The following is a 23,668-nucleotide window of genomic DNA, read 5'->3' as shown; positions in this document are numbered from 1 at the left end:
GGGTGTCTCCATCACTTGATAGCGCCGACCGTGACTCCTCGGGTCAGCGTCCGTTGGAAGATCAGGAAGAAGGCGATCGCCGGCACGACGCCGAGCAGGGCGGAGGCGCTGGACATGGTGGCGTCCATGTACTTCTCGCCCTGCAGGACACCGAGCGCGACGGGAACCGTCTGGGTGTCGTTCGAGATCAGGAAGATCAACGGCAGGAAGAACTCGTTCCAGGTCCAGATGAAGAAGAAGATCACCAGGACGTTCAGGGTGGGCCTGCTGATCGGCACCACGATCCGCCACAGCGACCGCAGCCGCCCGGCGCCGTCGATCGCGGCGGCCTCCAGGATCTCCTTCGGGAACTGGCCCAGGACCGCGCTCAGCAGGTACGTGCCGAACGCCGCCTGGATCACGGTCATGACGATGATCACGACCAGTTGCGTGTCGTAGAGCCCGGCCGCCTTGGCCAGGTAGTAGAGCGGGTAGGCCAGCGCCTCCTGGGGCAGCGTGTTGGCCACCAGGAACAGCACGAGGATCGACAGCCGGCCCTTGACCCTGCCGATGCCCAGCGCGTACGCGTTGAGCACCGACAGCACGACGGCCAGCACCGCCACCGAAGCGCTGATCATGAAGCTGTTCCAGAGCTTCGTGCCGAAGTCGACCCGGTTCCAGAAGTCGATGATCCCCTGGAGGTAGAGCCCGTCGGGCAGGCTCAGCGGGCCCTGCGAGCTGTATTCGGCCGGCGACTTGACCGCGTTGATCGCCACGATCGCGAACGGGAACACCATCACGACCGCCAGCACGACCAGCGCGAACAGCACCGCCCAGCGTCCGGGTCCTCTCATTGGTCACGCTCCTGGACGCGCAGGAACAGGAACGTCACCACGATGATGATCAGCGCCAGCACGGTGGCGATCGCGGAGCCGTACCCGACGTTGCTCTTCTGGAAGAAATTCAGATAAGAGAAGTACGAGGGGACCATCGTGGCGTTTCCCGGTCCGCCGCGCGTCAGCACGAAGATCGGGCCGAACACCTTCAGCGCGGCGATCGTGCACGTCAGGAGCACCACGAAGATCTCCGGCCGGATCTGGGGGATCGTGATGTGCCAGAACCTGCGCCACCACGAGGCCCCGTCGATCTCGGCCGCCTCGTAGTAGGCCGGGTCCACCCGCTGCAGCCCGGCCATGAAGATCACAACCGGGTAGCCGAGCTGGAACCACACCATGACCGCCATGACCGTGGCCAGCGCCAGGTCGGGATCGCCCAGCCAGTCGAGGTCCAGCCCGAAGATCTGGTTGACCGCGCCGTACGAGGGGTGCAGCATCCAGCCCCACACCACGCCGGCCACCGCCACCGGCAGGACCTGCGGCAGGTAGTACATCGCCCGCAGCGCCGAGGCCGTACGCGGCCCGAACCGCTTGCCGATGTAGTCGAACAGCGCGGCCGCCAGCACGAGGCCGATCGCGGTCGGCACGATGGCCATGGCCACGATCAGCCCCACGTTGTGCTGGAACGACTCCCAGAACCGTTCGTCCTTCAGCAGCCTGGTGTAGTTGTCGAACCCGATCCACCTGGGCGTGCCCACCCCGGACCAGCGGGTGAAGCTCGCGCCCACGTTCATCAGGAACGGCACGACGATGACGACCAGGAAGAGCAGCAGGCTGGGGATCAGGTAGAGCCAGTACCCCCTCGTACGCACTCTCATCTAGTTGCCAATGTCGGCGAGGTTGTCCTCGTACGGCTTGGCGATCTCGTCCAGCACCGCGGAGGGGGTCTTGCTGCCGTTGATGAGGTTCTGGATCCCGGCCACGAGCACGTCGTAGTAGCCGGGCGCGGGCCAGTCGGGGTAGAAGGCCAGGCCGTCGGCGGCGGTCAGCTTGTTGAAGCTCTCGATGAGCTCCTTGCTCTTGGCGTCGGTGATCGCGGCCGGGTCGGCGGCCACGGGAACTCCGCCGGAGTTGCCGAGCAGGTTCTGGATGTCCTTGCTCATCGTGATGTCGATGAAGTCGTAGGCCAGGTCCTTGTTCTTGGAGTTCTCGGGGACGACCCAGAGGTTGCCGCTCGAACCGGGCGACATGGTGGCGCCGGGGAAGAGGAAGTGGCCCCACTCGAAGTCCTTGATCGTGGAGGCCACGCGGCCGTACCACCAGCTACCGCTGATCATGATGGGGAACTTGCCGTTCATGAACGCCACGCCCATGTCCTCGGCCTTGAGCCCGGCCGAGTTCTTGGCCATGTAGCCCTTCTTCACCCAGTCGGCGAAGGCGTCCGCGCCGTAGGTGAACTCGGGGCCGTGGAAGTCGACCTTGCCCTTGTAGGACTGGAACGCCTCCAGCCACGGCTTCTGCGCCTTGGTCAGCGCGAGCTGGTAGAAGATCTGCTGGGCCGGGTATTCGGCGCCGGCGCTCGCGATCGGCGTCACCCCGGCCTTGACGAACGTGTCCAGCCCGGCCGTGAGCTCCTCGAACGTGGTGGGGACCTTGACCTTGTGCTTGTCGAACAGGTCCTTGTTGTAATAGACCATCACGAACTCGCCATAGTTGGGCACGCCGTACCAGTTGCCGGCACCCATGACGCCCCGGTCGTCATATTTGGCGGTGGTCTGCAGGCCGCCGGGCAGCAGCTTGTCCCAGCCCCGCTTGGTGACCTCCTCGCTCAGGTTCGTGAGCAGGCCCTGCTTGGACAGCAGCCCGGCGGTGGCGTTGCCCTTGTTGTACTCCATGATGTCGGGCGCTTCGTCGGAGTTGAGCACCATGCTGGCCGTCTTCTGGATCTGTTCGAAGCCCTTCTCCTCGAACTTGACGGTCACGTTCGGATGCGACGCCTCGAACTTCTTGATCGCCTCGGCCCACGCCTTGGCCATGGCGCTGTCTTTCGACTCGTAATGCCAGAGCTTCAGCGTGCGCGGCTGGTTGCTCTGTGCGGGCGACGGGCTCTCGGAGCCGGAGCCGCAGGCTGCTAGGGCGAGCGCGGCGGCGGCGAGCACCGCGGCGCCTCTCAACTTGACCATGATCCCTCCAGGGGGGTGTTACGAGATGACGGCCCGCGCGGGAGCCCCGGGCACCGGGGCGATCTCGACTGCGGTGACCCGCTTCGGGCCGGTGACGGCGACGCGCAGCTCGTCGCCGTCCCTGGTGGCGACGGCGACCGTCACGCCGTCTTCGTCGTGGATTTCGGCAGTGCCGTCGCCGCCCCCGAAGGCGACGAGCGTGATCTCGGCCGGCACGTCCACCGTGTCACCGGGGTCGGTGACCGCGATGATCGCGCCGTGCCGGACGAAGAGGGGAATCTGGTCGAGCGGCTTGCTCACCGTGACATAGCGGGATCCCTCCAGGACCTCGCCCGTCCAGTAGTCGACCCACTGGCCACGCGGCAGGTAGAGCTGCCGCGTGCCGTCCGGCGTGGTCATGGGGGCGACGAGCAGGTCGCGGCCGAGGAGATACTGCAGGTCGGCCTGCCAGGCCACCGGGTCGTCCGGGTAGTCCACGCACAGTGCCCGCATCATCGGCGCGCCGGTGCGCGCGGCCTCGACGGCCGCCGAGTAGATGTACGGCATCAGCCGGTAGCGCAGCTGGAGCGCGGCCACGGCCTGCTCCTCGACGGCCGGGAACTCCCACGGCTCGCGGGTGGTCGTGCCGTGCAGGCGCAGCAGCGGAGACAGCCCGCCGAACTGGGTCCAGCGCACGTACAGGTCGTCGGTGGGCCGGCCGGTGAAGCCGCCGGCGTCGTGGCTCCAGAACGGCACGCCGGACAGGCCGTGCGCGAGCCCGCCCCTGATCGTGCTGCCCATGGCGGCGTAGCTGGTGTAGGTGTCGCCGCCCCACTGGGCGCTGTGGCGCTGCCCGCCGAGGAACGACGAGCGCGCCCAGACCAGGTTGTGGCCGTTGACCTCGCGGGTGACGTCGGCGACCGCGTCGTTGAACAGCAGCGTGTAGACGTTGTGCAGGTCGGTGCCGCTCATCCCGTTGTACGCGACGGCGTCCGCCGGGACGCCCTCGGCGAAGTCGGTCTTGAACGCGGCCACGCCCTGCCGCAGCAGGTCCCGCAGCAGTCCCTTGAACCAGGTGACCGCCGCCGGGTTGGTGAAGTCGACGATGCCGCAGGCCGGGAAGGACCCGTGCCAGCAGTCGGCGACGTAGGCCTCTCCATCCTGATTCTTCAGGAAATATCCGGCCTGTGCGGCTTCCTGGAACGCAGGACTCAGGTGGGAGATGTACGGATTCATCCAGAGACAGACCTTGAACCCCATCTGGTCCAGCTCCGCCAGCATCCCGTCCGGGTCGGGGAAGTTCACCGGATCCCAGCGCAGCTCCGACCAGTGGCCGTCGGCCTGCCAGTACGTGTCCAGGTGCAGCACGTCGCACGGGATGCCGCGCTCCCTGATCGTCCGCGCCCTGGCCAGCACCCGCTCCTGACTGTCGACGCAGAACCCGGACGAGATCCAGGTCCCGAACGCCCACTTCGGCGGCAGCGAGGGACGGCAGGTCAGCCGGTCGTAACGGTCCAGGACGTCGGACGGTGCGGGCCCGGCGAGCACGTAGTAGTCCATCACGTCGTCGGGCACCAGGATCTGCACGACGCTGTGGGTGGACTGACACATGTCGAACTCGGTCGGCGCGCCGCTGTCGACGAGGATTCCGTACCCCTTGCTGGACAGGTACAGAGGGACGTTCTTGTACGCCCGCTGCGACTCGGCGCCGAAGGCGTCGAAGTTCCACATGATCGGGCGCTGGCCGCGCTTGTCCAGCGGCGTGAACGACTCCCCGAACCCGGCGAACGCCTCGTCGGGAGCGGCGGCGAAGCTCTCGTGGTAGGCGACGGAGGCGCCGCCCGCGGTCGAGCGGCCGAAGGGGAGCGTACGCAGCCGTCCGCTGATGTCGGTGTGACCGCGATCCTGCTCGACCAGCGTGGCCCCGGAGGCGTCGGTGAAGCGCAGGTGCCACGGCGCCAGGCTGATCTCGGCGCGCAGCGAACCCGCGTCGATCACGATCGGCTCCCCTGGCGCCACCCCGGCACGTGCCCCTTGATACGTGCCGGGGGTCACCAGCGAGATGGCGTCCTCCGACCGCGGCCGGGCCGACGCGTCCTCCGACAGCCGCACCCTGATGACTCCCTCACCGGCCACGCCCACCTGGACGACCAGCGTCTCCTCCGCCGTGGTGACCGCCTTCAGCATCACCTCGGCGCCGTCGGCCGCAACCAGCTCGGCCGCGGTCAGCGCGGACAGGCCACCCTCGCCTCGCGCGCGAACCGGCAGCTCGGGCGGGTCGGCCACGAAGTACTCGTGCGCGACCAGTGGGGGGCGATAGGGCATGGAAGCTCCTTATGAACGGCTGCGCCAACTCGTGAGTTAGTTTGCTGTCCATACCAACAAACGTCAACGGTCAGCGCCCGCCGATTAGTTTGAAGTCCATCCCAAGTACGCCCACCTGGGCTCGCGCGCAGAACAGGAGGTGTCGCCCCTTTTGGGCACGGCGACCCGAGAGGTGGCCTGCACGTTGGCACGCGCGCGATGCGTCAGCGCCGCCAAAGACGTAGATGCCGACGCAACTGTTCGGCCGGGACGCACACCAGCATGATCGCGGCCGGCAGAGACCCCTAGAGGCCGATGGCCGCCTCGGGCTGCATCAAGCGGCGGGCCGCCTCGGTGATGGAGCCCGACAGCGACGGGTAGACGGCGAACGTGTGCGCGAGCTGGTCGACCGTCAGCCGCTGCTGCACGGCCACCGACACGGCCAGGATCAGCTCCGAAGCGCGCGGCGCCACGACCACGCCACCTAGCACGATCCCGGTGTGCGGGCGGCAGAACAGCTTGACGAAGCCGTCGTTGAAGCCCTGCATCTTCGCCCGGGCATTCGTGGCCAGCGGCAGCTTGACCACGTTCGCCTCGATCTCGCCCGCCTCGATGGACCGCTGGGCGACGCCCACCGCCGCGATCTCCGGGTCGGTGAAGATGTTGGAGGCCACCGTGGCCAGCCGCAGCGGCTGGACGGCCTCCCCGAGCGCGTGCCAGACGGCGATCCGCCCCTGCATGGCCGCGACCGAGGCCAGCATGAGCACGCCCGTGCAGTCGCCGGCCGCGTAGACGCCCGGCGCGGACGTGCGCGAGACCTTGTCGACCTTGATGAAGCCGCCCCGGTCGAGCTGGACCCCGGCCTCCTCCAGGCCGATGCCCGCGGTGTTGGGGACCATGCCGACCGTCATCAGCGCGTGCGACCCCTCGGCCGTCCGCCCGTCCTCCAGGGTCACGACCACCCCGTCGGCGGTGCGCTTGACGGAGGCGGCGCGCGAGCGGCCCATGACGTTCATGCCGCGCCGCCGGTAAACTTCTTCGAGCGCCTCGGCGCCGTCGGCGTCCTCGTTGGGCATCATCCGGTCGCGGCTGGAGACGAGCGTGACCTCGGCGCCGAGCGAGCGGTAGGCGCCGGCGAACTCCGCGCCGGTCACGCCGGAGCCGACCACGATCAGGTGCTCGGGCAGCTCCTCCAGGTCGTAGAGCTGGCGCCAGTTGAGGATGCGCTCGCCGTCCGGCTCGGCGCCCGGCAGCACGCGCGGGGTGGCGCCGGTGGCCACGAGCACGACGTCGGCCCTGATCGTACGGTCCCCCGCGCGTACGACCTGCGGATCGACAAGCCGGCCGCGCGCCTTGATGATCTCGACGCCCTCGGCCGCGACCCGGGTGGCGATGTCCGCGGACTGGGCCTGGGCCAGCTCCTTCACCCGCTTGTTGACCAGCGGCAGATCGACCCCGACCGTCCCCGGCTCCCCGTCGGGCCCGCCGTCGAAGGAGATGCCCAGCGACGGCGCGTCGAGCAGGGCCTGTTTGCGGACCGAGGTCGCGATCAGAGTCTTGGAGGGCACGCAGTCGGTCAGCACGCAGGCGCCGCCCGGCCCGTCCTGTTCGATCATCGTGACCTGCGCGCCTAGCTGCGCGGCCACCAACGCCGCCTCGTAGCCGCCAGGTCCACCACCGATGATCACGATCCTCGTCACGTGTCCCATTCTCCCGTACGAGTTCGGCCAAGCTGCAACCGGGCTCTTACCTTCCGGTATCTATCTAGGCAGGGATGAGGGCCGATGACCTCGTCGAGGTCACGGAGGCTGCGGTCATAGCCGCGCCATCAGCCCCGGCCGGCGCCTGCCATCCGGCCGGTCTCGTCCTCATCCCGCCGGCCGGCGAGGGTGGATCCATTATTCTGCCGCGCCCGCACATCCCTGATGGACCGACTCGACGCTTCGGCATGGCAGGATGGCGCGGTAGCTGGACGACGAGCAGCACCCAGCGAGAGGGGTGGATCGTGGCGTGGCTTTCAGATTCGGGGAAGCCGAATGAGCTCAGACTTTATGCCGCGTATGGCTCGAACATGGACCCAGAGCAGATGGCCATGCGCGCCCCACACTCTCCGATTTGGGGTGCCGGTTGGCTGCCCGGCTGGCGGTTGACCTTCGGCGGATACGACCCGGCCTGGGACGGGGCGCTGGCCACGATCGTCGAGGACCCGGACGAGCACGTGTTCGTCGTGCTCTATGACGTGCCCGACTGGGAGGAGACCTCGCTCGACCAGTGGGAGGGCGCCGTCCGCGGGGCGTATCACAAGGTGCGGCTGCGGGTGCAGACCCTCGAGGGCGAGGTCGTGGCGTGGTTCTACGTGCTCGACGGCTACGAGGGCGGTCTGCCGTCGGCCCGCTATCTGGGCAGCCTGGCCGAGGCCGCCGAGCGGGCGGGCGCCCCCGATGACTACGTCAAGGAGCTGCGCGGACGCCCCTGCACCTCGCTCGGCTAGTCACGGCGGCCACGGCCTGCCGCGCGATTCCGAAGTCATCGCGCTCCTGAGAAGACCTAGGACCAGCGCCCGATCCGCCGCAACCACCGGCTGGGCACACTGTTCCGCGTGCTCGTCTTCTCGCCCCGCGTTCCAGCTCTGCGCCCCTTCCTCGTGGGCATGTTCGTCGACGCCCTCGGCAACGGTCTCTACCTGCCGCTGACACTGCTGTTCATCCAGCAGGTGACCGGGCTGCCCATCACCACGGTGGGTGTGGGCGTGACGCTGGCGGCCACGCTCGGCCTGGCGGCGAACCCGCTCGCCGGGGTGCTCATCGACCGGTTCGACGCCCGTACCGTGCTGGTGGGCACGTACGTGATCCGCGCGCTCGGCTTCGCCCTCTACCCGCTCGTGGACGGCTTCGGCCCGCTCGTCGCGGTCGCCGCCGTCATCGCGGCCGGGGATCGCGCGTACTACCCGGCCGCGGGAAGTTACGTGGCGGCGATCACGGAAGGCGGGGGCCGGGATCGCCTGTACGCGTTGCAGGCCACAGCCCGCAACGTCGCCTTCGGGCTGGGCGGCCTGCTGTCGGCCGCCGCCGTGTCGCTGACCGGCCAGACGGGATTCGTGCTGATCGCGGTGCTCAACGCGGTCAGCTTCGTGGTGGCCTCCGTCTGCCTGCTCCTGCCGGGCGGCGTCAAGGGCTCGCATCGCACGGGGGACAAGCCGGGCGGCTACCGGCGCGTGCTGGCCGACCGGCCGTTCATGGGCCTGGTGGCGGCCGAGCAGGCGTTCACGCTGGCCCACCTGATCCTCTCCGTGGGCCTGCCGCTCTACGCCGTGTCAGTGCTCGACGCCCCACCCGCCCTGCTCGGCGTCCTCTACACGATCAATACGCTGCTCCTCGCGGCGGGGCAGCTCCCGGTACGGCGCACGCAGCGGCGCGCCCGGCGTACGCATGCGATGGCGCTGGCCGGAGGGGTGTTCATCCTGTCCTGCGCCCTGTACGCCGCGACGGCGCTCCTGCCTCCCGGCCTGCCCAGGGTTGCCGGCCTGGTGGCCGCCACCCTCGTCTTCACCCTCGCCGAACTCCTCCACACCGCCCCGGCCGCCGCCCTGGCGGCAGGCACGGCGCCTCCGGCGCTCCGCGGCCGCTACTTGGCCGTCCACCAGATGACCTGGGCAGTGGGGCAGGTCGTGGCGCCTGCCGGGTTCTCGGCCATGCTGGGCGTTGCGCCGCCGCTGATGTGGGCGGTCCTGGCCGCGTTGCTGGCCATCGCCTGCGCCGGCCTCCTGCGCCTGTCTTCCCGCCTCCCCGCGGCGGCCGTCGCCGCGCCCGGCGAAAAATAGTCCGTGAAGGATGTAGAGGACGGCTCACCGGCTCCGACTCCTTCACAAGAAACGCCATCCGCGTAAGGAGCGAAACGGTGAAGTACTTGCTGATCATGCAGATCAACCCGGAGGTCATGGACACCCTGACCGAGGAGCAGCGCAACGAGATCATGAACGGCCACGGGGCGTTCATGAAGACGATCCAGGAGTCGGGCGAGATGATCAGCACCCACGCCCTCGCCGACCCGGCGCAGACCGCCGTCGTCCGCGGCCGCAATGGCTTGCCCGCCGTGACGGACGGGCCGTTCCTGGAGGCCAAGGAGTTCATGGGCGGCTACTACCTGGTGGACTGCGAGAGCCGGGAACGCGCGATCGAGCTGGCCAAGATGATCCCCGACACCAAGGTCGAGGGCTTGGCCATCGAGGTCCGGCCGGTCATGTTCTCGGCCGGCTCGGACATGTGAGCTGCCGGTTGGTCTCAAAGATGAGACCAACCTACGGGTTGGTCTCATCGGCCGGTTCTCACGGTGGTGCGTCCACCGGACTTATCGCCAGGCGTCTAGCAGGTCCTCCGGCGTGATATGTGTCACTCCTTCCACGTCGCACCCGCTTCGGGAGACCGCGTACAAGGGGGTGGCAACGTCCGCTCCCGGCATCTTGGAGCGGTGGACTTGGAGCTCGCCGAGATCGTGATGGTCGAAGGGCCTGTTTTCGAGCCACTTCACGGAGCCGAGCATGGTGATCGTCTTGGCGATCGGCTCCCGATCCGCGCCGACAAGGTCGATCTCGGGATCGTTGGTCCTCGTCCAGAAACCGCCGATCGCCCCGGTCCCTTCGGGCAGTCCGTCCATGCGGCGAAGTGATTCACGGATCAACGGCTCGACGGCGGCGCCTCGCCATGCCGTCCATGAACGCTCGATCCGCCGCAGTGCGAGATCACCTCGGCCACGATAGATCTCCGGCATGCCCGGTTCGAGGAAGGACAGCCAGAACCGCAAGTGCGTGTCATCGACGTGGTAGCGGCGCTCCTTCGAAGGCCGGGTGGACAGGGGTACATCCGAGGTCACCAGGCGCTTTTCCATAAGGATCTGCAGGGCGCGCTTGATCGATGTAGCGGCCATTCCACCGGAGACCCTTGAGATGGACGAGAAGGTTCGTTGCCCCGAGCCGATGGCCTTGATGAGCGTCCTGGATTGCGCTTCGGGCGGGAACTCCGCCGCCATCGCGCGTTCGCCACCGACGAGCAAGGCCGAGGTCTGTTCAGGCACGGCGGTGTTCAGGAAGTCCCACACCGTGGCACCGGCCGGCCATTCATCCAGGATCAGCGGGAAGCCTCCCGTGACGAGATAAGCGTCTATGGTGTCGGCGGGTGGCAATCCCAGCTTCTTCTCCACATCAGCGGGGGTGAGCGGATGGACCACCATCTCCGATGCCCGCATGTAGAACGGGCGGTCGTACTGGTTGATCGCTTCCATGACGGACAGGTCGGAACCGATCAGTATGAGCAGCATCGGGCGGCGGGAGAATTCGCGGTCGAAGAGCCGCTGCAGCTTCCCTTCCAGGTGAGGATCCTGGGCAATCATGTAGGGGAGCTCGTCCAGCACGACGATGCTCGGCGAGTCTTGAGGCACGGCCTGGGCCAGCAGTCGTAGTGCACTGTCCCACGAGGTGGGCGCTACACCTTCGAAAAGGGAAGCATCGGGCAGGTTAGACGCTGCGGCGTCTGCGATGAATCGTTGGAGCTGGTCGGCGAGCAGCTCGTGGGCGGCGGTGAAAAAGAGGCTGGGCACGTTGGCCCGGTGGATGAACTCCTCGGCGAGACGCGACTTGCCTACTCGGCGACGACCTCGCATGAGGATCGCGCGCCCGGGCCTGTCTCCGGCCCTTACCCGTGCGAAGTAGCGGCCGAGCATGGCCAGCTCGCGATCGCGCCCAATGAATCCGTCCATCGACTTCCCGGTCTCAGATTCGAGGGTCCAAATTTGGGCCCACCAACTTTGGACCCACCAACTTTGGACCTATTCCTTCTATCGCGGCAAGCCGACGCCCCACTTCCAGCGGCCGGGACCTAGAGCGCCAGGTACTGGCGCAGGTCGCGGTTGAGGGCGTCAAGGTCCTGGGCGGCCTGCGCCCGGGCCTCCGCCACCTCACCGGTCACCGGAACCACGACCTCCAGGTAGCACTTCAGCTTGGGCTCCGTGCCGGAGGGACGTACCACCACGCGGGCGTCCCCCGACAGCCGGAAACGCAGCCCATCGGTCGGCGGCAGGCCACCGTCGCCCAGCGTCAGGTCGTCCGTACGCTCCACCGCACGCCCTCCGAGCACCTCCGGAGGGGTGCCGCGCAGGCGGGCCATGGCGTCGGCGATCAAGGACAGGTCGGCCACCCGGAAGGACAGCTGGGACGTGGCGTGCAGGCCGTACCGTCGCGCCTGGTCGTCCAGGAGGTCCAGCAGCGTGCGGCCGTCGCGCTTGGCCGCCGCCGCGATGGCCGCGACCGTCAGTGCCGCCCCGATCCCGTCCTTGTCGTGGACCGGCAGGCCAGCGTCGGAGCCGACGCTGTAGCCGATGGCCTCCTCATAGCCGAAGACCAGCCCGGGACCGGCCTTGATGATCCATTTGAAGCCGGTCAGCGTCTCGCCGTAGCGGACGCCGTGCGCGTGGGCGATCTTGCTGAGCAGGGTGGAGGAGACGATGGTGGTGGCCACCATGCGGTCGCCGGTGGTGTGCGTGATCACGTGTTCGGCCAGCAGGCCGCCGACTTCGTCGCCGGTCAGCATGCGGCAGGTCCCGTGGGGCAGCGGCACCCCCACCGCGCACCTGTCGGCGTCCGGGTCGTTGGCCAGGACCAGGTCGGCGCCCTTCTTGGCGGCCAGCGCGATGGTCAGGTCCATCGCGCCCGGCTCCTCCGGGTTGGGGAACGACACCGTGGGGAACTCGGGGTCGGGCTCGCGCTGCTCCTCGACCGCCATCGGGCTCTCGAACCCGGCGGCCAGGAACGCGCCGGTCAAGGTGGCCCCGCCCACCCCGTGCAGCGGCGTGTACGCCACCCGCAGGTCGCGGGCGTCCCCCAGCGGCAGCGACGTCACGGCGTCGAGGTAGTCGTCGACGATGCCCTCGCCCAGCTCCGTCAGCGTGCCGGGGGCGTGCAGCGGGAGCTCGTCGACGCGGCCGACGGCGTCGATGGCGGCCGAGATCTCGCGGTCGATCGGCGGCACGATCTGGGAGCCATCGCCCCAGTAGACCTTGTAGCCGTTGTCCCGCGGCGGGTTGTGGCTGGCGGTGACGGTCACGCCGGCGTCCGCGCCGAGGTGGCGCACGGCGAAGGCCAGGACCGGGGTGGGCAGGGGACCCGGCAGGAGCGAGGCGTGCAGCCCGGCGCCCGTCAGCACGGCGGCGGTGTCCCGGGCGAACACGTCGGACTTGTGGCGGGCGTCGTAGCCGATGACCACGTGCTTGCCCGGCCCGAGGACCGCGGCCAGGCCGGCGGCGGCGCGCATGACGGTGACGCGGTTCATCCGGTTGGGGCCCGCGCCCAGCTCGCCCCGCAGGCCCGCGGTGCCGAACTCCAGCTTGGCGCCGAACCGGTCCCGCAGGGCCGCCCTGCCGGCCGTACTGTCCTCCCTGTCGAGCAGGGCGGACAGCTCGGCCCTGGTGTCCGGGTCGGGGTCCTGGGCCAGCCACTGGCGGGCCGCCTCCACGAAGGTCACAGCCGGTCGACCACCTTGGCGAGCAGGACGCCCATGCGGGCCGCCGTCGCGCGGCCGACCTCCAGGACCTCCTCGTGGTTGAGCGGGTCGCCGGACAGGCCCGCGCCGGGGTTGGTGACCAGGGAGACGCCGAGCACCTCCAGGTCGGCCTCGCGGGCGGCGATCGCCTCCAGGACAGTGGACATGCCGACCATGTCCCCGCCAAGCGCGCGCAGCATGCGGATTTCGGCCGGCGTCTCGTAGGTCGGCCCGCGGAAGGCCACGTAGACCCCCTCCGCGAGGGTGGGATCGATCTCCCTGACCAGCGTGCGCAGGCGGCGCGAGTAGACCTCGGTGAGGTCGATGAACGTGGTCCCGGTGATCGGGTTGGCCCCGGTCAGGTTGATGTGGTCGCTGATCAGGACCGGGTCGCCGACGGCCTGCGTCTCGGGGCGCAGGCCCCCGGCCGCGTTGGTCAGCACGAGGGTGCGCACCCCGGCGGCGGCGGCCGTACGCACCCCGTGCACGACCGCGTCCACCCCGAGCCCCTCGTACAGATGGGTACGCCCGAGGAACACCAGCGCGTGCCGCCCGGTCGAGGTGCGCACAACGCGGATCTTGCCGCCGTGCCCGGCCACGGCGGGCGCCTGGAAGCCGGGCAGGTCGGTGAAGGGGATCTCGCTCACGCTCTCGCCGATCGCGTCGGCGGCGGGCACCCACCCCGACCCCATGACGAGCGCCACGTCGAAGGTGTCGAGGCCCGCGGCGCGCTTGAGTGCCGCCGCGGCCTCGCCGGCCAGGGTGTATGCGTCGTTGGTCACAGCTCAGTAGTTTAGGAGCAGCCTGTCCAGCACCCGCACGCCGAACTGGAGGGCGTCGACCGGCACCCGCTCGTCCACGCCGTGGAACATCGACGCGAAGTCCATGTCCCCGGGCAGCCGCAGCGGCACGAACCCGAACCCGCGCACCCCCAGGTCGGCGAAGAACGTCTTGTTGTCGGTGCCGCCCGACATGCAGTACGGCACCGCCCGCGCCGTCGGGTCCTCGGCCTTCAGCGCCGCGATCATCGACTCGACCAGCGCCCCGTCGAACGTCGTCTCCAGCGCGATGTCGTGGTGCACGAACTCGCGCCGCACCCGCGGCCCGATCAGCGAGTCGACGGTCTTGAAGAACTCCTCCTCGAACCCCGGCAGGAACCGCCCGTCGATCACCGCCGTGGCCTGGCCGGGGATCACGTTGGACTTGTAGCCGGCGCCGAGCTGGGTCGGGTTCGTGGTGTTGCGGAGCGTCGCGCCGACGAAGCGTACGAGCGGTCCGATCTTCTCCAGGATCGGCGCGGGGTCCGATTCGTCGAAGGGGATCCCGAAGGCGTCGGCGACCTCGGTGAGGAACCGGCGCACGGTCGGCGTGTACGTGAGCGGCCACTCGTGGTCGCCGATCCTGGCCACCGCCCTGGCGATCTCGGTGACGGCGTTGTCGGAGTTGAGCATCGAGCCGTGCCCGGCCGTGCCGTCGGCGATCAGCTTCATCCAGGCCAGGCCCTTCTGCGCCGTCTCGATCAGGTAGAGCCGCAGCGACGGGTCCACCTCCAGCGAGTAGCCGCCGACCTCGCTGATCGACTCGGTGACGCCCTCGAACAGCTCGGGGTGGTGCGCGGTGAGGTATTTGGCACCGTAGAGGCCGCCGGCCTCCTCGTCGGCCACCCACGCGAACACGAGGTCCCGGCGCGGCCGCCGCCCCTCGCGCTTGAGCTGGCGCAGCACCGCCAGCATCATCGCGTCCATGTCCTTCATGTCCACGGCGCCGCGGCCCCAGATGTAGCCGTCTCGCACCTCGCCGCCGAACGGGTCCACCGACCAGTCGGCGGCGTTGGCCGGCACCACGTCGAGGTGGCCGTGGACGAGCAGCGCGGGCAGCGACGGGTCCGTGCCCTCGACCCGCGTGATCACGTTGCCCCTGCCGGGCTCGCTCTCGACGTACGTGGCCTCGATCCCGACCTCGGCCAGCCGAGCCATGACGACCTCGGCCGCGGCCCGCTCGCCGGGACCGCTGCCGTCCCCGTAGTTGCTGCTGTCGACGCGGATCAGCTCCACGCAGAGGTCGGCGACTTCCTTCTCGGCAGGTGTCATGGCGTTTTCTCCAGTGTGAGCAGTCCGGACTTGTGCAGGTGCCCGCGCTTGTAGGCGCGGGTGATGAGGGTGAGGTCGCTGTCGGTGATCTCGTCGAGCGAGCCGACTGCGCCGGTCATGAAGCGGTAGAGATCGGCCTCGTGCGCTGTGACAACTTGGACGATCAGGGAATGCGTGCCCGAGGTGGCGGCGCAGTAGCGCACGTTCGGGTGTGCGGCCAGCTGCTGCCCCACCTGGTCCAGCCCGTACGGGCGCACCTTCAGCCACAGCATGGCCTCCACCTCCAGGTTGAGCAGCGCGGGCTCGACCTCCGCCCGCGGCAACAACAGCCGCCGCTCGATCAGCGAGGTCACCCGCCGCCGCGCGGTCGGCACGGAGATGTCCAGTTGCTCAGCCACCGCGGTGAAGGCGATCCTGCCGTCCACGGCGAGCAACTCGGCGATCTCCTGCTCCAAGGGTGACAGGCCCTCCTCGTCGGGCAGGCACTCGGGGAGAGACGGCGGTCGCAGCTCGGCGACCTCCTGCTCGGTGAGGTAAGGAGCGTGCCACTCGGCGACGGTCCTGAACGTGTGGAGCACGACTCGAGTCTGCGTCTGCAGGACCCCCTCGATCGCGCTGACTTCCGCGGTCAGGATGCGGTGCAGGTCCTCGCGGGATGGGGAGACCAGCTCGCAGCCGATGTCCGCGGCGCCGGTCAGCGTGTAGACCGAGCGGGTGTCGGGCCGGTCGGCCAGCGCCTTGGCCACGTGGGCGGCCGAGCCCGGGCGCACCTGGACGTCCAGGTGGACGGGACGCCCGTGCCCCGTGCGCAGGTCGTCGTAGATGGCCGTGACGCGCACCACGCCCTCGGCCATCAGCCGCTGCAGCCGGCGCGCGACCGTCCGCTCGTGCTCGCCCACAGCCCGGCCGATCTCGCCCCACGAGGCGCGCGGGCTGACTTGGAGCGCCGAGACGAGGCGCCGGTCGAGAACATCCACAGGCAACCGCTTCTGTGTCGGATTTGTAAATATGTGCTCGGACATTTGACTGTTTCGGTCGTCCAAATGCACAGTAGGCCATACCCCGCATGTCAGCAAAGGAGCCCCCGTGGCGACCTCCCCCGTGACGCAATCCCCGCTAGGCATCCCCAAGAGCCGCGCCCGCCAGCTCATGGCGGCCAGCATTGGCAACGTCGTCGAGTGGTACGACTGGTACGCCTACACGTTCCTGGCGACGTACTTCTCCGCTCAGGTCTTCCCCAAGAGTGCCGACCACAGCCTGGTGCCGCTGCTGAGCACGTTCGCGGTCTTCGCGGTCGGGTTCTTCATGCGCCCGCTGGGCGGCCTGCTGGTGGGCGCGTTCGCCGACCGGTACGGCCGCAAGGCCGCGATGACGTTCACGATCGTGCTCATGGGCGCCGGCTCCCTGCTCGTGGGCCTGACGCCGACCTATGAGGCCGTGGGCGTCCTGGCGCCGATCATCCTGACCCTCGCCAGGCTCATCCAGGGGCTGTCGGTGGGCGGCGAGTTCGCCGCCGCGACCACGTTCCTGGTGGAGTCGGCCCCGCCTGGGCGCCGCGGCCTTTTCTCGAGCTTCCAGTACGTCAGCACCACCATCGGCCAGCTCCTGGCCTCCGGACTGGCGGCGCTGCTGGCCACGATACTGGCCACGGCCGACATGAACTCCTACGGCTGGCGCATCCCGTTCATCGTGGGCGCCGTGCTCAGCCTCGTGGGCCTGTGGATCCGCAAGAGCGCCGACGAGACCTCGGCCGTGGCGGAGGAGATCCAGCGGGGCGAGGCCAAGCGGCCGGGGATGTTCGACTTCCTCAAGCATCACCCGAGGTCCGCGCTGACGATCGTGGGCATCACGATCGCGGGCACCGTCGCGTACTACACCTGGACCAGCTTCCTGCCCACGTATGCGCAGATCACCGTGAAGTTCGACAAGGCGGACTCGCTTCAGATCGGCACCATTTCGCTGGTGTTCTTCATGATCCTGCAGCCGCTGCTGGGCATGCTGTCGGACCGGATCGGGCGCAGGCCGATGCTGATCACTTTCGGTCTCGGGTTCGTGATCCTGCCCGTGCCGATGCTCGGTCTGCTCACCGACGCCTACGGCAGCCTGCTGGTCGTGCAGCTCGTCGGCATGGTCTTCCTCGGCTGCTTCACCTCGATCTCGGCCACGGTGAACGCCGAGCTCTTCCCCACGCGCGTGCGGGCGGCCGGGATCGGGTTCCCGTACTCGCTGACCGTGGCGCTCTTCGGCGGCACCGCCCCGCTGATCGGCACCGCGCTGCAGGAGGCCAAGAACCCCGGGCTCTTCCCGTGGTACATGTCGGCCCTGGCGCTGGTCTCCACGCTGGTCTACGTCTTCGTGCTGCGTGAGACCAAGGATCAGCCGCTGCGCTAGCGGGGTCGGCCCCCGTTCTTCGCGCCCACCTGCGAAGAACGGGGCTTCCCATCAGTCGGCACGGACCGTCAGGCCAGGCGGAACTGCAGATCCGTGTCCCAGTTGTTCAGGTCGGGCTCCTCGGCCGGATTCGTGTTGTAGAGCTCCAGCCGGCACCCCCAGTGCTCCGTCCCGCCCTCCTCGGACGTCATGTCCCAGGTCAGCCCCTGGTCGGCGGCCCACTTCAGCATCGCGTCCGTGACGCCCATGAGCTGGTCCGGGTGGCCGTGGTGGGAGACGGTGACGTAGCGGCCGGCGGGAAGGGTGCCGGCGAAGATCTCGCCCTCGCCCTCCACCGGCGTGGCGACCGGTACGCCGGCCTGCACCACCAGCCGATCACCCGCCATGTCGATGCTGTCGTACCGGAAGAACGGGGCGCCCGCGGGATACGCTCCGCGCTGGACCAGCCAGCCGATGATCTCGCCCAGCCGGTCCCCGACCAGGTTGAAGCTGGTCATGGTGATGGTTTTGCGGATCCCGACATACGGGCGCTCCGGGAATTCCACGATCTCTGGCATGTTGTTTTCCTCCTCTGTCTGTCAGACCCACCACGTGCGCAAGACTCATCGGAAGGTCGCACAAGCTTCGCGGGCGTCGGGGGTGTCCACTACGTCGGAGTCACCTCGATCTGAAGCTCTGTCACCCATTCGTCCACGTTGTCAGGGCAGTGCAGGGAGATCTCCCTGGCCAGGCCCAGCGAGCGGAAGCCGTTCTCCTCGATCCAGTGGGCCAGCGTCTGGAACGTCGGCCCCACCGCCTCCATCGCCCCGTGGTGGATGATCGTGGCCGCCGTCTCGATGACCGGCAGGTCGACCACCTCGAAGTCGTAGGAGTCGCTGGGTGGCACGGCGACCGGCAGGCAGGCGTGCACCATGATCGAGCCGTCCGGCTCCTCCACGTAGTAGGCCAGGCCGGGGCCCACGATCGGCACGTCGGCCGACCCCGTCCGGCAGCAGATCTCGTCGAACAGCGGCTTGATGACCGGTCCGATGTCCTCGCCCTCATAGCTGGCCGCGCGGGCGCGGAGCTGGGCGACCCGCAAGGGGGTCACCCTCTTCAACACGACCTCGGCTGTCCGCATGTGTCCCTCGGTCTCGATCGTACGGAGCCGCGCCTCCACACTCCGCAACCTGGCCAGGTCCGCGCTGATCTGGGCCTCGAGCTGGGCGCGGCGCATTCGCACCATGCCGTGCAGCTCTTCCATGCTCACCTTCTCGTCGAGGATCGTCCTGACCTGCTCCAGCGTGAAGCCGAGGTCCTTGATCGCGACGATGCGGTTGAGCCTGGACAGCTGCGCGGCCTGGTAGGACCGGTAACCGGTGACCGGGTCCACGTGGGCGGGGCGTAGCAGGCCGATGGCGTCGTAGTGGCGCAGCATGCGTACCGACACGAGCCCCAGCCTGGCGAAGTCTCCGATGCTGAACATGTCCCCTCCAGGTTTAGGGGCTGACACGGTGTCAGGGTCAACCTACGGCGGACCCCGGCTTCCCGCCGACGTCGAGATCGTCGAACCGCGCTAGGGGACGACGATCGCCACGATCACCAGCACGACCGCGGCCAGCACCACCGCGATCGCGTCATAGGACAGGCTCACCTGGGCCGGCGCCGCGGACTCGGCGCGGCGCCTGGCCGACTCGGCGCGCTCGCGGATCTGCTCGCCCACCCAGTCGGCATGCGTCTTGCCCGCGAACGCCTCCGCCGCCGCCTGCTCGGCCTTGGTCATCGCCGGCTCGGTGCGCAGGCGGCCACGCTGCGGCCGGGGCATCCCGCGCCGCTGCGCCGTGGCCCGCTCCCGCGCGCTGCTCATCGGCGTCCACAGCCGCAGCACCTGGTCGTCGCCGTAGTGGACGCTGATGGCGTGCGACACGGTCACGTCCTCGACGGCCGCCCACGGCACGACCGCCGTGCGCAGCGGATTGCGGCCCACCAGCGCCGCCTCCCTGAACACGGTCGCGGGCCGCAGCGCGACGAGGTAGACCACCGCGGTGAGCGCTCCGAGCACGGCCAGCGCCACCAGCGACGGCTTGCCGTTGTATTTGGTGATCAGGTCCCAGACGTTGAAGGCGACGAAGGCCAGCCAGACCCACCCCAGCACGAACGCGGCCCTGGAACGGTAGGTCTGCTTCACGGCTGCCACTTGAGCCGCGCGAACCCTGGCTTGATCACGCCGTTGATCAGCGCCAGCCGCTCGTCGAACGGGATGAACGCCGACTTCATCGCGTTGACCGTGAACCACTGCAGGTCGTCCCAGCCGTACCCGAACGCCTCGGCCAGCTTGGCGAACTCCTGCGACAGGCTCGTCCGGCTCATCAGCCGGTTGTCGGTGTTGACCGTGACCCGGAAGTACAGCCGCCGCAGCAGCCCGATGGGGTGCTCGGCGATCGACGCGGCGGCCCCGGTCTGCAGGTTGGACGTGGGACACATCTCCAGCGGGATGCGCTTGTCCCGGACGTACGCGGCCAGCCGCCCCAGCTTGGCCGACCCGTCGTCGGCCACGGTGATGTCGTCGATGATCCGCACGCCGTGCCCGAGCCGGTCGGCGCCGCACCACTGGATGGCCTGCCAGATCGACGGCAGCCCGAACGCCTCGCCCGCGTGGATGGTGAAGTGCGCGTTTTCCCGCTGCAGGTATTCGAACGCGTCGAGATGCCTGGTGGGCGGGTATCCGGCCTCGGCCCCCGCGATGTCGAACCCCACGACGCCGACGTCGCGGTAGCGCACGGCGAGCTCGGCGATCTCCATGGAGCGCGCCTGGTGCCGCATGGCCGTCAGCAGCGTGCCGACTCGGATCTTGTCCTGGCCGCCCTGCCTGAAGCCGTCGAGCACCGCCTCCACCACCTGGTCGAGGCTCAGCCCCGTGGTGGTGTGCTGCTCGGGCGCGAAGCGCACCTCGGCGTAGACCACCCCGTCCGCGGCCAGGTCCGCGGCGCACTCGGCGGCCACGCGGACGAGCGATTCGCGCGTCTGCATGACTCCGACGGTGTGGTCGAACGTCTCCAGGTAGCGTTCGAGCGATCCCGAATCCGACGCCTCCTCGAACCACTGGCGCAGGTTGTCGGGGTCGGTGGTGGGCAGCCGGTCATAACCGGTCTCCCGTGCCAGCTCCACGATCGTCTCGGCGCGGAGCCCGCCGTCGAGGTGATCGTGCAGCAGCACCTTGGGAGCCCGCCGGATCTCGTCAAGCGTGACACTCATCTGGCCATGATATGTAGTGCGGCCTCAGTCACGGCCCGCACTCTCCGGCGAGAACGCGGGCAGGCACACGGCGACGTATTCGGCCCCCTCGGGACCCACGCGGTAGCGGACCTTCTCCCCCGGCGACGTCACCACCGACTGCCCGGCGGCGACCTCGGTCGTCCCCTCGTCATGCTCCACGATCACCATGCCGCGCAGGACCACGGTGTATTCGGTGAACGACGGCGTCTGGGCGGGCTCCTCCCACCCCGGCGGAGCGGTCATGTGGGCGATGGAGATGGCCTCGTCGCCGCTGTTGACGCGGCCGACGTGCTCGTCGATGAGCTTGCCGCCAGGGACGGGGATGCGGGCCGGGCCCTCGATCTTTCTCACCACGAGGTCAGGTTAACTTCTCCCGCTGTCTCGGCGGTATGCGGGTGTGTCGCCGCAGGTCAGTGTGCCACGTCGATGATCAGCCGGCTCGGCTCGGCCTGCTCGCTGAGCTGGAACGCGGCCTGCCGGGCCAGCACCAGCCCGATCCCGACGTGCCCCTCGTAGTCCCCTGTCCTGACGACGTCGGTGAGGTTGCGCAGGTTGGCGGGGTAGACCGGGCCGCCTGTCCAGGTGGGCTCGCCGTTCTCGTCGTGGGCGTTCGCGGGGAAGAGCGTGACCTGCAGGTACGCACCGCCGCGTACCTCCATGGGCTTGCCCGAGCCATCCTGGAGGAACTCATCTACCCATCTGACGTTATATCCAGGAATATCGCCTTCGAGATCGATAACCAGGCGATCGTACGTTTCGTGGCCGGCATACCGCACGGCCGTCACGATCGCGGGCTCGATGCCGTCCCGCTCGACGTCCACCTCGGCGGTGCTCGTCGGGGTGCCGGGGTCGGGCGTGGCGGCCGATCCGGTCGCGGAGGGGGTCTCGGGCCGGACGGTTTGCGTGGGCGCACCGCAGCCGGTGAGTACGGCGAAGCAGGCGAGCGTAGCGGCGACGCGTAGGCGCGACGACCGGCCGGCGGGCGGGGATGACGGTCGCATGCCCGGTAGATGCCCAGCGCACGGGCCCGCAAGCGGTGTCGCGCCGGTTGGACCCTGCCTTTCCCTGCACGCCGGGTCGTGCCTCGCCGAGCGGGAGCGCGGCTCGTGGACCGGCGGCCGGCTCGCGGAAAGTACTCGAAGAAGCCCCGCCACCACGGCAGGGCTTCTCACGAGCGTGCTCACACGGTCTCGTAGACCTTGGGATCGTCCTGCTGCACGGCGGCGGTCTTGCGGCCGCGCAGCCCGGTCGCGGAGATCGCCAGCCCGACCAGGGCCAGCACCAGCGACACCACGATCGCCGCGCGCAGCGAGCCGATCGAGAGCGTCTCACCACCGCCGCCCGAGGTCAGCACGGCGGTGACCGCGGCCAGCACGATGGCGCCGCCCACCTGCCCGGAGGTGTTGAGCAACCCGGAGGCCAGCCCCTGCTCGTCGTCGTCCACGCCGCTGACGGCCTGGATGTTGAGCGCGGGGAACGACAGCGCGAACGCGACGCCCAGCAGCAGCATGCCGGGGATCACCATGCCGGCCAGGCTGGGCGTGGTGTCGATGCCCAGGAAGATCGCGTAGCCGCCGGCCAGGGCCGCTGCGCCGATGACGATCAGCTTGCCGGTGCCGAACCTGTCGGCGAAGTCGCCCATCTTGGTCGAGGTGACCGCGACGAGCACGCCGGCGGGCACGAACGCCAGCGCCGTGCCCAGCGCCGACCAGCCGAGCAGGTTCTGGAAGTACTGCATGGCGACGAACTGGAAGGCCACGTACGAGCCCATCAGGATGACCAGCCCGAGGTTGGCCCGCACGATGTGGCCGGAGCGCAGGATGCCGAGCCGGACGAGCGGGTGCTTCATCCGCAGCTCGGTGAAGACGAACAGCCCGAGCAGCGCCGCCACGGCCACCAGCGAGCCGATGGTCCGGAACGAGGCCCAGCCCGCCTCCGGCGCCTGCACGACGGTGAAGACCAGCAGCAGCATCGAAGCCGTGATCAGTACGGCGCCGAGCAGGTCGTGGCCGCCCTCGGCCCGCTCCTCCGCGCCGCGCGGCAGCACCTTCAGCGCGGCGACCAGCGCGATGACCGCGACGGGCACCGGCATCAGCAGCGTCAACCGCCAGTCGACCTGGGTCAGCAGGCCGGAGATCACCAGGCCGAGCGAGTAGCCGCTGGCGCCGCAGGCGGTGAAGATGCTCAACGCCTTGTTGCGCTCCGGCCCCTCGGGAAAGGTCGTGGTGATGATCGACAAAGCCGCGGGGGCGGTGAACGCGGCGGCCACGCCCTTGACGAACCGGGCGGCGATCAGCAGCGCCCCGTCGTCCACGACACCACCGAGCAACGACGCAACGGCGAACACGCCCAAAGCGACCAGGAACACCCTGCGCCGCCCGAGCAGGTCGGCGGTCCTGCCCCCGAGCAACAGAAGACCGCCGTAGCCGAGCACGTAGCCGCTGACCACCCATTGCAAAGAAGACGTGCTCAGACCCAGGTCGTGCTGGATGGCGGGCAGGGCGACCCCGACCATCGAGACGTCCAGGGCGTCAAGAAATATCACTGCGCACAGGACGGCCAGTGCGCCCCAGCGGGATGAGGAGGAGGAAGACATGGATCAGAACAATACATGCAAGCACATCTTATGCAAGCGCATTTAATTCCGTTGCATAAACATTAGCGGGATGGTAACCTCCGCGACATGGACGCTGAGTTCGTGGTCGAGACCTGGCATTATGTGCTGGCCAAGCACGCCAAGGCCATGTGCTTGCTGGAGCGGGAGCTGGGCGAGCGGCACGGGCTGGGGCCCAGCGAGTTCGAGGTGCTGGATCGGATCGTCCAGCACGACAGGAAGCTGCGCCTGCAGGAGCTCTGTGACGAGGTGCACCTGAGCCAGAGCGCGCTGTCCAGGGTGGTGGCCCGGCTGGAGAAGGCGGCGCTGGTTTCGCGCGGCGCCTGCGATTCGGACCGGCGCGGCGTGTTCGTGTGCATCACCGATGAGGGGCGCGCCCGGTACGCGGAGGCCCTTCCGACGCAACGCGCCGTCCTGGCCGGCGTCTTCGCGAACTCCCCGGCCCCGTCCGCGGTCACGCCCGCGTCAACCCCCTGACCGCGCCGCCGGCCAGCCGCGGGACCCAGGC

General features: G+C 69.1%; 22 protein-coding genes. 5 read left to right on the top strand and 17 right to left on the bottom strand.

Annotated elements, in window-relative coordinates:
• Positions 1-11 precede the first annotated feature (11 nt).
• From ACTMTI_RS01195 to ACTMTI_RS01175, 5 genes are all read right to left on the bottom strand, one after another.
• Entirely contained in the window at positions 12-833 is an 822-nt protein-coding gene (locus ACTMTI_RS01195; protein ID WP_441117608.1) for a carbohydrate ABC transporter permease, read from the bottom strand.
• A complete protein-coding gene (locus ACTMTI_RS01190) occupies positions 830-1,693 on the bottom strand; it encodes a carbohydrate ABC transporter permease (RefSeq protein WP_441117607.1) in 864 nt (287 codons plus the stop codon). Before ACTMTI_RS01190 ends, ACTMTI_RS01195 begins: the two co-directional genes overlap by 4 nt.
• The gene (locus tag ACTMTI_RS01185) at positions 1,694-2,998 is read right to left on the bottom strand and encodes an ABC transporter substrate-binding protein (protein ID WP_441117606.1); all 1,305 of its coding nucleotides are present in this window, start codon (positions 2,996-2,998) and stop codon (positions 1,694-1,696) included. It lies immediately after the preceding gene.
• An 18-nt stretch (positions 2,999-3,016) separates the two neighbouring features.
• Positions 3,017-5,302, bottom strand: coding sequence for a TIM-barrel domain-containing protein (locus ACTMTI_RS01180; protein ID WP_441117605.1), 2,286 nt, complete (start codon positions 5,300-5,302; stop codon positions 3,017-3,019).
• 284 nt (positions 5,303-5,586) lie between these two features.
• Complete coding sequence (locus ACTMTI_RS01175; RefSeq protein WP_441117604.1) at positions 5,587-6,981, bottom strand: NAD(P)H-quinone dehydrogenase; 1,395 nt, start codon at positions 6,979-6,981, stop codon at positions 5,587-5,589.
• 305 nt (positions 6,982-7,286) lie between these two features.
• Here ACTMTI_RS01175 and ACTMTI_RS01170 point away from each other — a divergent pair, with 305 nt between their 5' ends.
• The 3 genes from ACTMTI_RS01170 (at position 7,287) to ACTMTI_RS01160 (ending at position 9,547) form a co-directional block, all read left to right on the top strand.
• Positions 7,287-7,772 carry a gamma-glutamylcyclotransferase gene (locus ACTMTI_RS01170; protein ID WP_441117603.1) on the top strand — a complete coding sequence of 162 codons (486 nt, stop codon included), beginning with the start codon at positions 7,287-7,289 and terminating at the stop codon, positions 7,770-7,772.
• 108 nt (positions 7,773-7,880) lie between these two features.
• Complete coding sequence (locus ACTMTI_RS01165) at positions 7,881-9,101, top strand: MFS transporter (protein ID WP_441117602.1); 1,221 nt, start codon at positions 7,881-7,883, stop codon at positions 9,099-9,101.
• Positions 9,102-9,178: 77 nt separating this feature from the next.
• Entirely contained in the window at positions 9,179-9,547 is a 369-nt protein-coding gene (locus ACTMTI_RS01160) for a YciI family protein (protein WP_441117601.1), read from the top strand.
• A gap of 81 nt (positions 9,548-9,628) precedes the next feature.
• Here the strand turns inward: ACTMTI_RS01160 and ACTMTI_RS01155 are convergent, their stop codons facing one another.
• The 5 genes from ACTMTI_RS01155 to ACTMTI_RS01135 form a co-directional block, all read right to left on the bottom strand.
• Positions 9,629-11,032 (bottom strand): ATP-binding protein, encoded by a 1,404-nt coding sequence (locus tag ACTMTI_RS01155; RefSeq protein WP_441117600.1) that lies wholly within the window; start codon positions 11,030-11,032, stop codon positions 9,629-9,631.
• Between the two features lie 119 nt (positions 11,033-11,151).
• Entirely contained in the window at positions 11,152-12,792 is a 1,641-nt protein-coding gene (locus ACTMTI_RS01150) for a phospho-sugar mutase (protein ID WP_441117599.1), read from the bottom strand.
• Positions 12,789-13,592 carry a purine-nucleoside phosphorylase gene (locus tag ACTMTI_RS01145; protein WP_441117598.1) on the bottom strand — a complete coding sequence of 268 codons (804 nt, stop codon included), beginning with the start codon at positions 13,590-13,592 and terminating at the stop codon, positions 12,789-12,791. Before ACTMTI_RS01145 ends, ACTMTI_RS01150 begins: the two co-directional genes overlap by 4 nt.
• 3 nt (positions 13,593-13,595) lie before the next feature.
• The gene (locus ACTMTI_RS01140) at positions 13,596-14,900 is read right to left on the bottom strand and encodes a M20/M25/M40 family metallo-hydrolase (RefSeq protein ID WP_441117597.1); all 1,305 of its coding nucleotides are present in this window, start codon (positions 14,898-14,900) and stop codon (positions 13,596-13,598) included.
• Positions 14,897-15,877, bottom strand: coding sequence for an Lrp/AsnC family transcriptional regulator (locus ACTMTI_RS01135; RefSeq protein WP_441117596.1), 981 nt, complete (start codon positions 15,875-15,877; stop codon positions 14,897-14,899). Before ACTMTI_RS01135 ends, ACTMTI_RS01140 begins: the two co-directional genes overlap by 4 nt.
• Positions 15,878-15,986: 109 nt before the next feature.
• Here ACTMTI_RS01135 and ACTMTI_RS01130 point away from each other — a divergent pair, with 109 nt between their 5' ends.
• Complete coding sequence (locus ACTMTI_RS01130) at positions 15,987-17,291, top strand: MFS transporter (RefSeq protein ID WP_441117594.1); 1,305 nt, start codon at positions 15,987-15,989, stop codon at positions 17,289-17,291.
• Positions 17,292-17,359: 68 nt separating this feature from the next.
• On the opposite strand, the gene ACTMTI_RS01125 is transcribed toward ACTMTI_RS01130, so the two are convergent.
• From ACTMTI_RS01125 to ACTMTI_RS01095, 7 genes are all read right to left on the bottom strand, one after another.
• Positions 17,360-17,848, bottom strand: coding sequence for a GyrI-like domain-containing protein (locus tag ACTMTI_RS01125; RefSeq protein ID WP_441117592.1), 489 nt, complete (start codon positions 17,846-17,848; stop codon positions 17,360-17,362).
• Positions 17,849-17,937: 89 nt separating this feature from the next.
• Positions 17,938-18,756 carry a MerR family transcriptional regulator gene (locus tag ACTMTI_RS01120; protein ID WP_441117590.1) on the bottom strand — a complete coding sequence of 273 codons (819 nt, stop codon included), beginning with the start codon at positions 18,754-18,756 and terminating at the stop codon, positions 17,938-17,940.
• A 90-nt stretch (positions 18,757-18,846) separates the two neighbouring features.
• Positions 18,847-19,458: a hypothetical protein gene (locus ACTMTI_RS01115; protein ID WP_441117588.1), complete on the bottom strand. Its 612-nt coding sequence runs from the start codon at positions 19,456-19,458 to the stop codon at positions 18,847-18,849.
• Positions 19,455-20,525, bottom strand: coding sequence for an adenosine deaminase (locus tag ACTMTI_RS01110; protein WP_441117586.1), 1,071 nt, complete (start codon positions 20,523-20,525; stop codon positions 19,455-19,457). The genes ACTMTI_RS01115 and ACTMTI_RS01110 overlap by 4 nt, the downstream gene beginning before the upstream one ends.
• A 24-nt stretch (positions 20,526-20,549) precedes the next feature.
• Positions 20,550-20,900 (bottom strand): cupin domain-containing protein, encoded by a 351-nt coding sequence (locus ACTMTI_RS01105; RefSeq protein ID WP_441117585.1) that lies wholly within the window; start codon positions 20,898-20,900, stop codon positions 20,550-20,552.
• A gap of 56 nt (positions 20,901-20,956) precedes the next feature.
• Positions 20,957-21,547: an AMIN-like domain-containing (lipo)protein gene (locus ACTMTI_RS01100; protein ID WP_441117584.1), complete on the bottom strand. Its 591-nt coding sequence runs from the start codon at positions 21,545-21,547 to the stop codon at positions 20,957-20,959.
• Positions 21,548-21,726: 179 nt separating this feature from the next.
• On the bottom strand, positions 21,727-23,142 hold the full coding sequence (locus tag ACTMTI_RS01095; RefSeq protein WP_441117583.1) for an MFS transporter: 1,416 nt from the start codon (positions 23,140-23,142) through the stop codon (positions 21,727-21,729).
• Between the two features lie 87 nt (positions 23,143-23,229).
• Here ACTMTI_RS01095 and ACTMTI_RS01090 point away from each other — a divergent pair, with 87 nt between their 5' ends.
• Positions 23,230-23,637: a MarR family winged helix-turn-helix transcriptional regulator gene (locus ACTMTI_RS01090; RefSeq protein ID WP_441117582.1), complete on the top strand. Its 408-nt coding sequence runs from the start codon at positions 23,230-23,232 to the stop codon at positions 23,635-23,637.
• Positions 23,638-23,668: the final 31 nt, after the last annotated feature.

This window comes from Nonomuraea sp. H19, assembly GCF_052068215.1.
In the GTDB taxonomy this organism is placed as follows: Bacteria; Actinomycetota; Actinomycetes; order Streptosporangiales; family Streptosporangiaceae; genus Nonomuraea.
Note: the sequence above shows the minus strand (reverse complement) of the source record. Positions and strands in the feature narration are given on the sequence as shown.

Coding starts and splice junctions, on each gene's coding strand:
- ACTMTI_RS01195 (WP_441117608.1), bottom strand. CDS start 833: ATGAGAGGACCCGGACGCTGGGCGGTGCTGTTCGCGCTGGTCGTGCTG.
- ACTMTI_RS01190 (WP_441117607.1), bottom strand. CDS start 1,693: ATGAGAGTGCGTACGAGGGGGTACTGGCTCTACCTGATCCCCAGCCTG.
- ACTMTI_RS01185 (WP_441117606.1), bottom strand. CDS start 2,998: ATGGTCAAGTTGAGAGGCGCCGCGGTGCTCGCCGCCGCCGCGCTCGCC.
- ACTMTI_RS01180 (WP_441117605.1), bottom strand. CDS start 5,302: ATGCCCTATCGCCCCCCACTGGTCGCGCACGAGTACTTCGTGGCCGAC.
- ACTMTI_RS01155 (WP_441117600.1), bottom strand. CDS start 11,032: ATGGACGGATTCATTGGGCGCGATCGCGAGCTGGCCATGCTCGGCCGC.
- ACTMTI_RS01140 (WP_441117597.1), bottom strand. CDS start 14,900: ATGACACCTGCCGAGAAGGAAGTCGCCGACCTCTGCGTGGAGCTGATC.
- ACTMTI_RS01125 (WP_441117592.1), bottom strand. CDS start 17,848: ATGCCAGAGATCGTGGAATTCCCGGAGCGCCCGTATGTCGGGATCCGC.
- ACTMTI_RS01120 (WP_441117590.1), bottom strand. CDS start 18,756: ATGTTCAGCATCGGAGACTTCGCCAGGCTGGGGCTCGTGTCGGTACGC.
- ACTMTI_RS01110 (WP_441117586.1), bottom strand. CDS start 20,525: ATGAGTGTCACGCTTGACGAGATCCGGCGGGCTCCCAAGGTGCTGCTG.
- ACTMTI_RS01100 (WP_441117584.1), bottom strand. CDS start 21,547: ATGCGACCGTCATCCCCGCCCGCCGGCCGGTCGTCGCGCCTACGCGTC.
- ACTMTI_RS01095 (WP_441117583.1), bottom strand. CDS start 23,142: ATGTCTTCCTCCTCCTCATCCCGCTGGGGCGCACTGGCCGTCCTGTGC.
- ACTMTI_RS01090 (WP_441117582.1), top strand. CDS start 23,230: ATGGACGCTGAGTTCGTGGTCGAGACCTGGCATTATGTGCTGGCCAAG.